Source organism: Corynebacterium sp. 20-84 (assembly GCF_053479455.1).
Map to the genome: position 1 here is coordinate 60,183 of NZ_JBRBCB010000002.1, position 14,350 is coordinate 74,532.

The window sequence follows — 14,350 nt, forward strand, 5'->3', positions numbered from 1 at the left end:
GGTGGATTACGATTGCAATCGCGCCCGGCGCGGCTGGTAAAACCCCAGGTCAGTTTTGGTTGACGTGGCAATGATGCAATGTATATCCACCGGACCTAAGGGGGCAGTCCCGGGGCAGAGTCGAACCACTTAGGCCTGCGCGTCCACCCTCCGGTTCCGCAGCGCACGCGCGACGCGGTCCTGGCCCTCGGAGATGATGCGGCGCAGACCGGCCGGGATATCGCTGGCGAGCATGTCATCGGCCTTGGCGATCGCTTCCTCGGAGACATCCCACAGCGGGTACATGCCCTCGAGGGTGCGCTGCGCCATCTCGTTGGTCAGACGGTCCCACAGCTGCGGCGCGACGCGGAAGTACTCGTCGGTCAAGCCCTCCAGCCCCTCGCGGGTGAACGTCAGACCATCCATCAGGTAGCGGGATTCGAGGTTGGTGAGATCCTCGCTCACCAGCTTGTCCCACGCCCATCGCTTATCGACGCTCGCCCGCGCCCTCAACCGCGACACCGCCCCCTCCGAGGAGCCGTCCTTTTCATCCTCGGCAGCTGATACCGGCAACTCTCCTGCCGCAATGAGGCTCGTCAAGGCCAGCCAGCGCGTTTCCTGATTATCCGAGGTCTTCAGCAGCTGGGTGAAGTGGTCCACCGTCTCCTTTTCCGGAGTAAGGCGGGCCAGGGCACGGTCGAAGACAACGGCCGGCTCGGCACCGCGGAAAGCGGAGTTGAGCAGCCCCATGCCCTCAGCACGCCAGTCGTCGGCGACGTACTGCTTGACTGCCTGCGTGGCCTGGGCCAGCAGACGCTCCTGCACACTCGGGTGGGTCTCCTGACGGGCAAAGCGGGCGACCAATCGCACGAACTGGCGGGCGGGCAGGAAGCCGTCGCGCACGGACTCCCACAGCGACGACCACACCAGGGTGCGCGCGAGGGAATCCTCGATCTCGCCGAGGTGCTCCAAGGCGAAGCGCTGGTGCTCCTCAGTCAGGCCCATCAGGCAGTAGGTGAGATCGTCGTCGTTGACCAAGGCGAGGTCGTGGTCCACACCAGCCAGTTCGGGGATCTCGGTGCGCTCACCGGTGACATCGAGCTCGACCTGCTTGATGCGGGTGACGGAGCCGTCGATTAGCGAGTACAGCCCGACGCGGACGCGGTGGGTGCGCATGACGTCAGAGTCTTGGACGACAGCGAAGCTATCCGCCGAGATATCCGGGCGGAGGCGGGACACGCCCGTGGTGCGCAGCCACTGCTGCGCCCAGTCGGACAGGTCGCGGCCGGAGGCCTCCTCGAGTGCTGCGAGCAGGTCGGCGAACTCGGCATTGGAATAAGCGTGGTTGTCGAAGTGCCTGCGCACACCGGCGAAGAACTCCTCGTAACCGACATACGCCTGGAGCTGCTTGAGCACGCTTGCGCCCTTGGCGTAGGTGATGCCGTCGAAGTTCTGCTCGGCGGTCTCGATATCCGGCGCATCTGCCGCGACGGGGTGCGTGGACGGAAGCTGGTCCTGGTTGTACGCCCAAGCCTTCTCCACCGAGGCGAACGTGGTCCATGCCTCAGGGTATTCGCCGATGCCCACCTGGGCTGTGGCGGCGGACCAGGTAGCGAAGGACTCGTTGAGCCACAGGTCATCCCACCACTTCATCGTGACGAGGTCGCCGAACCACATGTGGGCCATCTCGTGGAGGATCGTGTCGTTGCGGCGCTCGAGACGGTAGGGAGTCGGCTCGGAGGTGAAGACGTACTCGTCGCGGTAGGTCACCGCGCCGACGTGCTCCATTGCGCCCATGTTGTACTCGGGGCAGAAGATCTGGTCGTATTTGTCGCCGAAGGGATAGGTGCGGCCGAATTTCTCGTGATAGAAATCAAAGCCGTCTTTCGTCTGCGTGAACAGGCGCTCCGAATCCATGTGCGGAATGAGGCTCGCGCGGGCGTACAGGCCCAGCTCGATCGTCCGCTCCTCACCGTTATCGGTGCAGGTGTACGTGTCCGAGACGCGCTCGAATTCGCCGGCGCAGACGCAAATCAGGTAGGTCGACAGCGGGTAGTCGATTGTCGTGCGGGTGGTGGCGGTGCCGTCACCGTTGTCGGTGCGCTCCACAGCTTCGTTGAGCACCACCACATAGCGTTCCGGTGCAGTCACCGAGATCGCGTACGTCGCCTTGATATCGGGCTGGTCGAAGCAGGCGAAGGTGCGCATCGCCATCGCCGGCTCGAACTGGGTGTACAGGTAGTCCTTGCCGTCAGCCGGGTCGGTGAATTTATGCAGGCCCTCGCCCGTGCGGGAATAGGTGTGGGTGGAGGTCACCACCAGCTCGTGGGGGCCGGCAGAAAGGGGGAGGGCGCGGCCGTCGATAAGCGTGCCGTCGAGTGTTGCCTCGAAGCTATCCGCAACGAGGTCGAAGAACGTCTCGCCCTCTTTTGATTCAAACGTCACCGTCGTGCGTGCGGTGAAGGTGTCCGTGCCGGTGATATCCAGCGCGATGTCGTAGCGCACCTCGCTGATCAGCTCGGCGCGGTGCTGGGCATCGGATCGCAACAAATTCGTCTTCATGCAAACCAACGTACCCTTGGGGCCATGACTCAAAAAGTGACTTTCTGGTTCGATGTGGCATGCCCGTTCTGCTGGCTGACGTCGCGGTGGATGAAAGAAGTAGAGAAGGTGCGCGACGTCGCGGTTGACTGGGTGCCCATGTCACTTGCCGTGCTTAACGACGGCCGCGATATCCCCTCCGACTACGCCAAAGCCATGGAAGCCAACTGGGGCCCGGCGCGCGTGTTCGCCAAAGTCAAGGACGAAGCCCCGGAGAAGGTCGACGAACTGTACACCGCCATGGGCACCCTCGTGCACCCCGGCGGCGAGGGCGGCAAGAAGGGCTTCGGCGCGTACGACGCGATCATCGCCCAGGCACTTGAGCAGGTCGGCCTGGACGCCTCTTTTGCTTCTGTAGCTAACACGGAGGATTACGACGAGAAGCTCCGCGAATACCACCAGGGCGCCATGGACGCCGTCGGCGACGAGGTGGGCACCCCGGTGCTCAAGCTCGGCGATAACGCCTTCTTCGGCCCGGTGATCACCCGCGTGCCCGAAGGCGAAGAAGCCGGCAAGCTCTTCGACCACGCAGTCGGCCTGGCGGACTTCCCGTACTTCTTCGAGCTCAAGCGCTCCCGCACTGAGGCACCGCAGGTCTAAACCCGCCCCGGCGAAGTTCCCGTAGGCTAGGCACCATGCGTATTTATCTTGGAGCTGACCACGCCGGATTCGAGCGGAAGAACGAGATTGCCGAGCACCTCAAGGCCAAGGGCTTTGAGGTCGTCGACTGCGGCGCGCACGAGTACGACGCCGCCGACGACTACCCGGCATTCTGCATCGCCGCCGCCGAGAAGACGGTCGCTGACCCGGAGTCCCTCGGCCTCGTGCTGGGCGGTTCCGGCAACGGCGAGCAGATCGCCGCGAACAAGGTGAAGGGTGCACGTTGCGCTCTCGCCTGGTCCGTTGAGACCGCGCAGCTCGCCCGCGAACACAACAACGCCCAGCTCATCGGCATCGGCGGCCGCATGCACTCGCTTGAGGAGACCCTCGCGATCGTCGATGCATTCGTCGGCATCGGCCCGGACCACCAGGTGGAGGAGCGCCACCAGCGCCGGATCGACATCCTCGCCCGTTACGAGGAGACCGGCGAGACCGAGGAGATCCCGGCGCCGAAGACGCTGTAGCTCCTTCGTTTTTCGAGTGGTTAGTCCCGTCCGAATTGCGATTCCCAAAAGACCAGGTCGGCTGTGACTGGTGTGACGCCAAACTGCAACGGGACTAACTTCCCCTACGCCACCCGCGCGTAACGGGACAAACTTCCCCTACGCCGGCCCCGCGCGACGCGCCGGCCACCGCCAACCCCACTGGCAATGTCTACTGAAATGGACACTCTTTCCTCGCGCGACCGGCCTCGAAGAGGAATCATCGGAAAGCATGAGGGGGAAACACAGAAAACAACAGGGGTTGGGCTTGGAGGAGATTCGGCAGATCGCAGCCGTCTTTCCTCGTGCGGCAGTTACGGGGCCAGCGGCCGCGCTCGCGCTGGGGCTTCCCACTTTGGGGTGGGTGGAGACGGTAGATCTGCGGTATCTGTCGGGGGCGAAGTCGGGGAAGCAGCCGAAAGACCCGAAAGTGATCTATCGCAGCGGACGGTTGAATCCTGATCTCGTCCAAGAACGCAATGGCATTGTGACTGTGCATCCAATCCAGGTGCTGTTCGATATCTACCGCTACTACGGACGCCTCGAGGCGCTGGTGCCGTTGGAGTATCTGCGTTTTCACCAGCACATTTCGCAGGAAAGGTTGCTGGATGCGATCAAAAGCATGTTGCCCAGGGCTAATGGGATCCGGGGGTTTGAGGGGCTGGTGAGGTGGAGCGCGGGGACGTCGCAAAGCCCGCTGGAGACGATCGGCCGCGACGCGGTGTTACGGGCGAATATCCCGGAGATAGAGAAGATCGAGGTTCAGGTGGCGTTTGAATATGCCGGGCCATTCGGTGAGTATTGCCGGGCGGTCGTTGACATGCTGATCAACGGGTGGCTCGTCGTCGAGTTCGACGGGCGTCTCAAGTACGAAGGCACGTACGGAGCGCCCACGGACGTGATGCTCGCTGAGCTCGAGCGTCAGAAGCAGTTGCAGAATTTAGGGCTCACGGTGATCCGCGCGGGGTGGCGCGATGTGATGAGAGGCAAGCTTATCGACGATATCCGTCGCCTTCTCCGCGCCCACCCCAAAGCCGCGTGATCAGGAATGCCACTGCGCGAGCCGTTCGCACAGAATCTTTTCAGCGTCGTCGTGGGCGGCGCGGTTTCCTTCCACCGTCCCGCCGAGCATGATCTGCCACCCGTTCGGCACCTCATCGGCATTCGGGAAGAACGCGTGCCCCGCGTCCGGGTAGACGTGCGCCTCGATGTTCTCGCCCTGCTCGGCAAGCGCACGTGCGGCGATCTCAGCCTGCCACATCTGGTCGGCCTCGCCGGCGAAGAGCAGCACGTTTCCACTGAAATCGCCGAGTTCGATCCGCGCGTCGTCTGCCGCGTTCCCGGCCGCGCCCTCGTACGTCGGGCGGTAGGAGACCGGGTAGCTCGTCGCCATATCCCACAGCATTTTCGCGCCAGCGCTTATCGACGACTCCCGAAACGACGCATACCCCACCGTCTCACCACGGTCGGTGAATGAGGGCAGCTCCTCGCCCCCGGCGAAGTCCAAGCCGCTGTACGAATAGTGGGCCGGTGCGAAAGCGACCAGGTTGTCCACCGGGTAGCCCCTCGCCGCGAGCAGCTCGGTGAATTCTGCGCCCTTCGACGTGCCGATCACCGTGACGGGGCCGTCGCCCTCGGTATTTTCCTTGACGTAGTCGGTGACCTCGTCGAACTGCTCCAATGGCACATTCGCGAGGGTCGGTTTCTGATTCGGCTGGCCGAAGAAGAACAGGCTCAAGACCTCGTAGCCGTCGTCGGCAAGCTGCTTGGCGCGGGAGTAGTCCGGAGACCCTTCCGATCCGCCGTAGACTACGACCACCCCGCGGTGCTTCTTTTCTACCGGGTGGAAGTGGAAGCCGTTCATGTACTCGCCCTCGATTGCGGTGATTCGCTCCGAGGTCTCGTATGAGGATTTATCCGCGCTCATGCCCTCGCCGGCCGACTGCGTGATCGGATACTTGTGCCCGTTGTAGGCGCGAAGCCCAACGACCACGAGTACCAGCACGAGAATGACGGCGAGTAACCAGAGCAAGACTTTCCCGATGACGCGCAGTGCTTTCATACTCCCACTATCGCACCTTTTGAAGGTCAGTGGGTCGTGGTGGTTTGGGTGTAGAGCTTGAGGCGGGGGCGACCGCCCACAAGTGTGTACGTGCTGGTCATGAGTGCTTCAAAGGTGTCGTCGCCACGCACAGCAGTGGCGTTGTAGACCAGTGCGGCGGAATCGGTGCCGAGGGGGATGACTCGGGGATCGCGGATCTCGTAACGGTCCCATGCGGGCGCCTGGTTCATGGTGCTGGCGATAGTGGGCTGGTCCATGACCATGCCGTTGACAAGCACCATGACCGCGTCGTCGGTCATGAGATCGCCGTAAAAAGTGCCGCCGGTCTGGGCGCACAGTGCATCCCAACCATCGTGTTCGAGCTGGAGGAGAGTGTCGAGGTCCATGAGCTCATTCTTACCAGCCGGCGAAGTGCCGTTCGAGACGGATCGGACCGGTGATAAGTGAAAGGCCGAGTTGGGCGAGGGCAGCGTCGGATACGTTCAGCTTGAGCGGGCCTGTGCGCAGTACAAGGGAGCGGTGCGTACGGATGGTCAGCGTCGAGGAAGTCGAGGCGGCGAGCGCCACATGCATGCCGTTGTTTGTCTCGTGGAGCGAGTGATGGAACCAGGCGGCATTGTCGAGGAGGAAAGCGCCGTCGACATCGACCGTGATGCGGTGGTCGGAAATGGGGCCGTAGCCGGTCGTGGGAAAAAGACGCACGCGGGGATCAGCCTGGAAGAGATCGGGGATCTCAAAGGTGGAGTTGAGGTAGATAGTGGCATCGAGGGCGAGCCATGAGCTGACCACCAGCTCGAGCACGCCAGGGCTGTCGAATGCGGCGTGGCGGGTGAGATACACGCTGCAGTCGGTGGTGTCGAAGCGAACCCCAGCAGGGCGGGCGATCGGGTGCGTGATGCGGTGGGCGAGAGCGGTGGTCTCGACATTCTTCACGCGGGCTTCTTCTGCGGCATCGGGGAAGCGGCTACCGAAGTCCTCCTCGTCGTGGACGGCGACAGCCGCCGGTTCGTGAATGAAGGTCGCGCCGGCGTTCCAGGCGCGGAACCCGAATTCCCAGTCCTCGCCGCCGTAGCCGACGAAGGTGCCGTCGAAACCGCCGATGCGCTCGAAAAACTCCCTCGAGCAGGTGAGCACGGAGGAGATGATGAAGCGCCAGGAGGTGTCGTCGGGGGAGGAGAGGTGGTGGGTGGTAGACCAAGCGTCGATAAGCCATTGGGGCTCGGCGCGTTCGGGGCCCGTGAGCCGGGTGCCCACGACGACAGCGTGCGGGTCCGCATTGATGTGGCGCGTGGCGGCGGCGAGGTAACCGGGCTCGGGGACGGTGTCGCCGTCGAGGAACGCGAGGATCTCGCCGTTCGCGTGCGCTGCGCCGAGATTGCGCGCGGCGGCGGCACGGAAGCCATGGTCTTCTTGCGTGACGACGGTCGCGCCGGGCACGTCGGGCACCTGGTCAGACCCGTCATCGGCGACGATGATCTCTACTTCGTCGGCGACGTCCTGTGAACGTACCGCAGCGACGACGCGGGCGAGGTGCTCGGGGGCATTGTAGTGCGGGATGATGACGCTGATCATGCGTGTGTCTCCCAGAGTTCCTTCCACCGCGCGGCGACGTCGTCCCACGTCCACGACGGCGGATCGGCGGGGCCGGGATTGGTGAAGGCATCGATGGCGGCCGCCCAGCCGCCGGGCGCGGTCGGGTCGATAAGCGTGATGCGGCCGGGCAGCCAAGCGTCGATCTCGCGGGTGTAGTCCGAATCGGTGGCGAGCACGCGCCGGCCGGCACCCAGCCACGTCATCAGCGACCCGGAAGCGGAGAAGTGTTTGTGGGCGCAGACAGGAACTGCGGTGCGGCCCATTTCAGCGGCGAGTTCGTCGTCGGTGAGCCAGCCGGTGATCTCCGCGTCGAGCCCGGCGTCTGTGGCGCGCCGGAGCAGACCGTTTGCCCACTCCTCGTGTCCGGACGACACGGACCCCAAGAAGCGCAGGCGGTAGCCGGTGCCGGCAAGAGCGCGAATGAGGTCCTCGTGGCCCTTGCCGGGGTAGAGGAAGCCCAGGACACCGACGGTGCCGGGCTCCGGGGCGTACGTGGATTCCACACGCGGGATGGGCAGATGAACCACGGAAACGTCCATGCCCTGGGAGCGGAAGAAGCGGGCCTCGTGGTCTGAATTGGTCACGGCCACGCCGCCGGATTCGTTGCAGGCACGCGCCAGGCGCAGATAAGCCGGTGCGCGGCGGGCGAAGCGCTCGTCGCCCTCCTCAGGCTGAGGGATGTCATGGAAGCTGATGCTCAAGCGCCGCTGCCCGATACGCGTGAGGAGGTTATCCACGGCGGCAGCGGGGCTGTCGCCGAAGAGGTGGTCGGTGAACGTGGTGTGGATGAATCCGTCGGGCAGTTCCGCGTTGCTGAATTCGGTCTCACGGAGCACATCGGACTTCGTTGCCGCAGCGAGGGAGAGGGCATATTCCGTCACGACATGCCCGTCGGGCCCGACGACGAGGTGAATCGGTCGGCTCATTCCGCAGCCCCCAGCAGTTCCAGGTTGGCGATGCGCTCGGCATGGCGCTTAAGGCCGTGCTGCACCAGCGCAGGCCGGGCGCGGTAGTGATCCAGCTGAGCGGAGACGATCTCGTCCCAGGGGATCTCATCGCCGCCGCGCCGGATCCACGAGGTGCGCTCAGAAGCAGTAACGCCGAGGGCGGAGGCGGCGTGGGCGTCGATCGGCGCGTCGAGCTCGCCCAGCATCTCGTAGTCCGGCAGCACGACGTCGCCGCGCAGGTCGAGTGCCTCGCGGGTGCGGGAGGCCACCACAGCCAGGGTCTCGTTATCGGGGTGGTTGACGGTGTGCCAGATAGGTGCGGTTTCCAAATAGTCGGAGACCGCCACTGATCCGTGGCGTTGTTCACGGGAGCGGATCTGCTCGACGGACATCGAGGCGGCGCGCACATAGGCATCGTGGAAAGGGCGGTGTGCGACAGGCTGATCGTCGCCCCGGGCAGCGGCAGCAAGGATGCGCAGGTCGTGGTACGGAACCACCGGTGGGTTCAGTGATGAATCCGCTGGGTCGCGGATGATGGCCTGGTAGGGCATGAGGCCGTCGTAACGCATGACGGGGACGATGACGTGGCGCGCGCCCCGGGGCAGCTGCGCCAGTGTCTGGGCGGTGCCCACAGGCAAGCCGCGGTAGTCGTCCCGGATGGGTTGGGTGACCAAGATATCGGTGCGGGCGAGCATCTCCCCGAACCACTCCATATCGGCCTGCTCCAGTTCATGAACTGGGGGAATGCGCGTCGACTCGACGTCCCCGGCAGAGGAGATGAGGCGGCGCAAGGACTCGGCTTGGCAGTTCCCGACGACGGTGAGAAACGGCATGGTGCCCCAATATAGCTGTGCAAATAGGACCCCCGTGCCGACGTGTGCAAAAACGTTTATATTAGGGACGGTATTCGGCCGTGGTCCGCGTGGACCTCGGCCGCCATTTGCGAGTAGCTCGGCGGAGGGGACGGTGGGATGAAAGTTCTTTCAATCCCTGCGGAACATGTCTATCCGCAGGCGATCAAGCCTGATAACGCGAGCTTTAATCCCGATCCCGATATCAACGGAAATTGGTGGCCGCACCCGGCGTTGGAGGCGCAGTGGTGGGATGAGCCACGGGATGTCGATGTAGTGCACATTCATTTCGGGTACGAGCACCGCACCCCGGAGCAGCTCCAGGAATTGGTTGACGCATTGCCGGTTCCGCTCGTGGTCACGGTGCACGACCTTGATAATCCGCACCTGTCGGACCTGGACGACCAGGAACGTCACCGCGCGAATGTGGGGGTGCTCGTGCGCGCGGCGAAGCAGGTGATCACGCTCACCGAGTGCGCCGCGGCGGCGTTAGCACAGCGCTACGGGCGTGAGGATGTGACGGTGGTGGGGCACCCGGCCGTCGTCAAGCACATGCCCGACGTCGAAGCTGCCGCGGATGCCGCTATCTTCATGAAGTCGCTGCGCGCGAATGTCGCGGCGGAGGTCGATTTCTACCGCGAGATCGCGCAGCAGGTGCCCCTCACTGTCTACGCGCACGACGTCGCGGCCACGCGCGAATTGCGCACAGAGCTTTCGCTTATCGACGGGCTCTCCACGGTCACCCATGACCCCCTCGACGATGCAGCTTTGCACAAGGCCGTGGCACGCCACCGCGTCTGCATCTTGCCGTATGTGCGGGGCACGCATTCTGGCTGGCTGGAGATGTGCCGCGACCTGGATGTGAGCGTGGCTGTGCCGGACTGCGGCTGCTACGCGGATCAAGCTGACGCACCTGAGGCTGCGGCTGTGTACCGTGCTGGCGACGGCGCTGCTGCCGGACGAGCCGCAGCTGCGTTGCTGGCGGCGGACCCGGTGCCGTACCGCGGCGACCGTGATGCGCAGCTTCGCGAAATCAAGCAGGTGCACGCCGACATCTATGCCGCGGCTGCCGAGATGGGGGCGCGGCAATGACGATCACGCTGCCTGCCACAGGCGATGTGCGAAGCGGCCCGCGTTTGCGGATCGCGTTCGTGGCGCCGGCGCGGTACCCAATCCGCGAGCCGTACGCGGGCGGGCTGGAGGCGTTTTGCCACACAATGGTGATGGCTTTGCGCGAGGAGGGCCACGACGTGGATTTCTTCGCCGCGAAAGGGTCCGACGGCAACGTCAAAGAATACGAACTACCTGGTGTGGACTGGGGCGCGCACCCCGAGGACGCCACGGACACCACGTACCCGGCGGGGGAGAAAGAGCGCGAAGAACGCGCCTTCCTACGCTTGAGGTCCTATCTGGTCGGGCAGCAGTACGACGTTGTGCACAACAACAGCCTGAGCCCGGCTATGTTTCCGTCGGTGCATTCGCCCGAACCGCTTCCGATGCTCACGACTTTGCACACCCCGCAGCTTCCTGAGATTCAGCAGGCGGTCGATGCGGCAGGTCAGCTGGCCGGCCGGTTCGCCGCGGTAAGCACGACCACGTCCCGCAGTTGGTGCATGCCCACGCCTGTCGAGGTCATCCCCAACGGTGTCAACGTGCGGCGCTGGGCTTTCGGCCCCGGTGGCGATGGGGCGGTGTGGTTCGGCCGCATCGTTCCCGAGAAAGGTCTTCACCTGGCGATGGATGCGTGCCGTCTCCTCGGTTTGCCCCTGACCATCGCTGGACGGAAGGGCGAGCACGCGTATTTCCAGGAGCAGATCGCTCCTCGCCTGGACGGCCGGCTGATCCGTTGGGTCGGTGAGTTATCGCACGCTGAACTCCGCGGACTGGTCGGCCGCCATGCAGTGTGCGTGGTCACGCCGCGTTGGGAAGAGCCGTTCGGCCTGGTGGCATTCGAGGCGATGTCGTGCGGCACACCGGTGGCGGCTTTCGACCGCGGCGGGATGGGGGAGCTGCTCGCTGACGCGCCGGCGGTGCTCGTCGAACGGGATGACGTTGTCGCCCTGGCGGGCGCGATTCATCGCGCGCTCCACCTCGACCGCGCCAAGGTCCGGGAGTGGGTGGTGGACAACCACAGTCTCACGCAAACGGCGCGCCGCTACGTCGATTACTACCGGGAGGTGATGGTCGGGTGAGCACAGCCAGAAAAATAGTCGGCATTTATGCCCACCACCACGGCAGCGGGCACATTCGGCGCTGCCGGAGGATTCAACGCGAACTGGCGGAGCTCGGGTGGGAGGCCGTGATTTTGTCCACCGCGCCCGACGCGGACATCGTGCTTGCCGACGACGCCGGGCACGGCCACACCGGCCGCGCCATGACCGCAGGAGGCACTCTCCACTACGCCCCGTACGGCAATCGTGGTCTGCGTGAACGCTACGCCACGATCGCATCCTGGGTCGACGAGAATGACCCAGCCGCGTTCTATGTCGACGTCTCTGCCGAGGTGTGCATGTTCCTGCGGCTCATGGGCGTCCCCGTGGTCACGTTGGCGATGCCCGGCTTGCGCGACGATGCTCCCCACCAGCTCGCCTACCGCCAGTCCGACGCCATCATTGCCGCCTGGCCGTCGTGGGTGCCAGTGCCCGACCATCTGCGCACACATTCAGACCGCCTGCACCCAGTCGGCGGCATCACGCTGCTCGACCGCCCCGATGCAGCGCGTGGAGTCGACCGCGATCCGCAGCACGTCGTGGTCATGGCTGGCCAAGGCGGGTCCACATGGGAGCCGGGGGACTGGGAGGCCGTGGAAGCCGCCTGCCCCGGCTACCGGTTCACCTTCTTGACCGGTGAGAACCGTGTCGATGACCCGACGGAGTTGATCGCCAGCGCCGGTGTGGTCGTCGCGGCGGGTGGCCAGAATTCCATTGCGGATATCGCTCACCTGGGTGCGCCGGCCGTGATCCTTCCGCAGCCGCGTCCGTTCATCGAGCAGAAAGCCTCCGCGACACTGCTGGCACGCGAAGGACTCGCTGTCGTGCCCAAGAGTTTTCCGGCTCCGGAGGAGTGGCCAGACGTGCTCGCCGCCGCCCGCGAGCTGAATGCCGACTGGTCGCGTTGGGAAACCGCTGGGTCCGCGCGCCGGGCGGCCGAGGTGATCGCGCGAATCGCGGACGACCCGACAGACAGCACAGCTGCCATCGTCACGCTCGCCAACGCTGGCCGCGCCAGCCACCTGACGCACCAGGTCAATCTCGCGCCCGAGGGCACCGACCACATCACCGTCGCGCTCGCGGACCACGCACTGCTGGAAAAGGCAGTGCCGAAAAGCCACGTTGTGGACGTCGATAAGCATTCTGGCGCTGAAAGCGGGCACCCGAACCTCGCGCGTGCCCGCAACCGTGGTGCCGCTGAGGCGATCGCGCGCGGCAACGAGGTCCTTATCTTCCTCGATGCGGATTGTCTCGCCGGCGGCGATCTCGTCCCGCTGTACACGAAAGCGCTCGCCGAGCACCCGGACGCTGTTGTCGCCGGTCCCGTGACGTACATGAAAGAAGGGGAGCTGCGGACCGTGCGGCCGGACCCCCACTCCGCGCGCCCGAACCCGCCTGCCGGCGAGATCGTCGCTGCCGATAATTACGACCTGTTCTGGTCGCTCTCCTTCGCGTGCACGGCGCAAACATGGCAGAAAATCGTCGACACCTTCGGCGGCTTCGACGAGGCGTTTTCTGGCTACGGCGGGGAGGACACTGACTTCGCGTGGAACCTTCGCGAGCACGGCATCGACCTGCTGTGGGTCGGCGGCGCGCACGCATTCCACCAGTGGCACTCAGTCTCTTCGCCGCCGTGGGAGCACCTCGACGACATCTTGCGCAACGCTGCCGTCTTCCACGAGAAATGGGGTCAGTGGCCGATGGAAGGGTGGTTGCGCGCATTCGAGGAAGCAGGAGCAATCGCGCTTATCGACGACTCCTGGCAGCGCACCCCTTAGCTCTTATGCTCCTCCATTTCGAGGCCGAGAAGGTCGGCAAGGCGCGTCAGGTCCTCGTGCAGCTCGCCGAGATCGATGGTGGAGTCCACTCCCTCCGCGTCTCCGGCGACCTGATCTTCCAGGGAGCGCTGGAGGGAATCGAGGCGTTCCTCGGTGTCTTCGACGAGCTTCTCGCCTTCCTCCCCGCGGTCGGCGGCAATGTCTTTGACCGCGTCGAATACGGCGCGTGAAGCGTGAACCGCCCCGATCGCGTCGTGGACATCGTGTGCCGGCTGCTCGGTCTGGCGGAGCGCCCCGCGCATGATCGTGTCCATGGTGATGTCGCGAGATTCGATGAAATTCGACTTGTCGATCGTCACCTTGAGCTGCTCTACATCGCCGATGAGCGCATCCGCGATCTCGCGGCGCTCGCGCGGAGTGGTCGGCTCCTCCGGCTCAGATACCTCCGCATCCTCTTCCGGCCACAGGTCCTTCTCGATGCGGTGAAACCCGAGCCACTCGGTGAAAGTCTGGTCGCGCTCCTTCAGGTCGCGGGCCTGTGCGGTGTACTCCTCCTCGCGAGCGTTGATGCGCTCGTCGAGCACGCCGACGGACACTGCCAGCGGGCTGATGCGCATGTATTTCTCGCGGGCGGCGGGGTAGAGCTCCTTGGCGCGCTCATCGTCGCCTGCGGCGTAAGTTTCCGCGAATTCCTCGACTTGGGGAAGGAACTCAGCGAGCTCCCTGCGCGCGAACGTGACGTAATTGTCGCGGGCATCCTCGAGGCGCTCTGCTGACGACCCTTCAGCGGCGGTGTCCGTATCGCCAGTGACGGTGAACCGCGCCGGGCCAATATCGGGTCCGCGCCAGCCGAGTTTGCAGGCAGTGGCGTACTCGCCGGGCTTCAGCGACACCTTGAGGTCAGCTGATGAGCCCGGCATGATCTCGTCCCGGCTGCCGTACACGCGCCCGCCGCCGGGCGCGAGCACGAAGAATGCGAGGGGTGCGCCAGCGGAATTCTCGACAGAAAAGGTCGTCGTGCCCGCCTCTACCGAGTCCTCCGATACCGTGCACTCGGTATCGGATGCGGTGACCTCGATGGTCTCCCCGGCGTTCTCCTGCGTGCACGCGCTCAGCGTGAAGGTGAGGGATGTCGCCGCGAGAAGGGAAGGGAAGCGCTTCATGGTGCGACTATATCTATTCCCGCG

Annotated in this window: 13 protein-coding genes; 6 read left to right on the forward strand and 7 right to left on the reverse strand. The window is 64.7% G+C overall.

Translation table 11 applies throughout. From position 1 onward, the window contains the following. Positions 1 to 129: 129 nt before the first annotated feature. On the reverse strand, positions 130 to 2,541 hold the full coding sequence (gene pepN, locus ACUY2Y_RS01750; protein WP_448324551.1) for an aminopeptidase N: 2,412 nt from the start codon (positions 2,539 to 2,541) through the stop codon (positions 130 to 132). Between the two features lie 24 nt (positions 2,542 to 2,565). On the opposite strand from pepN, the gene ACUY2Y_RS01755 reads away from it, so the two are divergent. From ACUY2Y_RS01755 to ACUY2Y_RS01765, 3 genes are all read left to right on the forward strand, one after another. Then, positions 2,566 to 3,180, forward strand: coding sequence for a mycothiol-dependent nitroreductase Rv2466c family protein (locus tag ACUY2Y_RS01755; protein WP_448324552.1), 615 nt, complete (start codon positions 2,566 to 2,568; stop codon positions 3,178 to 3,180). Positions 3,181 to 3,215: 35 nt separating this feature from the next. Next, positions 3,216 to 3,704, forward strand: coding sequence for a ribose-5-phosphate isomerase (locus ACUY2Y_RS01760; protein WP_448324553.1), 489 nt, complete (start codon positions 3,216 to 3,218; stop codon positions 3,702 to 3,704). Between the two features lie 286 nt (positions 3,705 to 3,990). Beyond that, a complete protein-coding gene (locus ACUY2Y_RS01765) occupies positions 3,991 to 4,764 on the forward strand; it encodes a hypothetical protein (RefSeq protein WP_448324554.1) in 774 nt (257 codons plus the stop codon). Here the strand turns inward: ACUY2Y_RS01765 and ACUY2Y_RS01770 are convergent, their stop codons facing one another. The 5 genes from ACUY2Y_RS01770 to ACUY2Y_RS01790 are packed head-to-tail and all read right to left on the reverse strand — an operon-like array spanning position 4,765 to position 9,157. Further along, positions 4,765 to 5,784, reverse strand: coding sequence for a dienelactone hydrolase family protein (locus ACUY2Y_RS01770; RefSeq protein ID WP_448324555.1), 1,020 nt, complete (start codon positions 5,782 to 5,784; stop codon positions 4,765 to 4,767). 26 nt (positions 5,785 to 5,810) lie between these two features. Next, positions 5,811 to 6,170: a nuclear transport factor 2 family protein gene (locus tag ACUY2Y_RS01775; RefSeq protein WP_448324556.1), complete on the reverse strand. Its 360-nt coding sequence runs from the start codon at positions 6,168 to 6,170 to the stop codon at positions 5,811 to 5,813. A 10-nt stretch (positions 6,171 to 6,180) separates the two neighbouring features. Then, the gene (locus ACUY2Y_RS01780) at positions 6,181 to 7,356 is read right to left on the reverse strand and encodes a glycosyltransferase family 2 protein (protein WP_448324557.1); all 1,176 of its coding nucleotides are present in this window, start codon (positions 7,354 to 7,356) and stop codon (positions 6,181 to 6,183) included. Then, complete coding sequence (locus ACUY2Y_RS01785; RefSeq protein ID WP_448324558.1) at positions 7,353 to 8,303, reverse strand: glycosyltransferase family 1 protein; 951 nt, start codon at positions 8,301 to 8,303, stop codon at positions 7,353 to 7,355. The genes ACUY2Y_RS01780 and ACUY2Y_RS01785 overlap by 4 nt, the downstream gene beginning before the upstream one ends. Next, a complete protein-coding gene (locus ACUY2Y_RS01790; RefSeq protein ID WP_448324559.1) occupies positions 8,300 to 9,157 on the reverse strand; it encodes a WcbI family polysaccharide biosynthesis putative acetyltransferase in 858 nt (285 codons plus the stop codon). The genes ACUY2Y_RS01785 and ACUY2Y_RS01790 overlap by 4 nt, the downstream gene beginning before the upstream one ends. A 138-nt stretch (positions 9,158 to 9,295) precedes the next feature. On the opposite strand from ACUY2Y_RS01790, the gene ACUY2Y_RS01795 reads away from it, so the two are divergent. From ACUY2Y_RS01795 to ACUY2Y_RS01805, 3 genes are read left to right on the forward strand one after another with little or no spacing between them, the layout of a single operon-like run. Beyond that, the gene (locus tag ACUY2Y_RS01795) at positions 9,296 to 10,267 is read left to right on the forward strand and encodes a glycosyltransferase (RefSeq protein WP_448324560.1); all 972 of its coding nucleotides are present in this window, start codon (positions 9,296 to 9,298) and stop codon (positions 10,265 to 10,267) included. Further along, on the forward strand, positions 10,264 to 11,367 hold the full coding sequence (locus ACUY2Y_RS01800; protein WP_448324561.1) for a glycosyltransferase: 1,104 nt from the start codon (positions 10,264 to 10,266) through the stop codon (positions 11,365 to 11,367). The genes ACUY2Y_RS01795 and ACUY2Y_RS01800 overlap by 4 nt, the downstream gene beginning before the upstream one ends. Beyond that, positions 11,364 to 13,163 carry a glycosyltransferase gene (locus ACUY2Y_RS01805; protein ID WP_448324562.1) on the forward strand — a complete coding sequence of 600 codons (1,800 nt, stop codon included), beginning with the start codon at positions 11,364 to 11,366 and terminating at the stop codon, positions 13,161 to 13,163. Before ACUY2Y_RS01800 ends, ACUY2Y_RS01805 begins: the two co-directional genes overlap by 4 nt. Here ACUY2Y_RS01805 and ACUY2Y_RS01810 read toward each other — a convergent pair. Beyond that, positions 13,160 to 14,326: an imelysin family protein gene (locus ACUY2Y_RS01810; RefSeq protein WP_448324563.1), complete on the reverse strand. Its 1,167-nt coding sequence runs from the start codon at positions 14,324 to 14,326 to the stop codon at positions 13,160 to 13,162. The genes ACUY2Y_RS01805 and ACUY2Y_RS01810 overlap by 4 nt on opposite strands. Between the last annotated feature and the right edge of the window lie 24 nt (positions 14,327 to 14,350).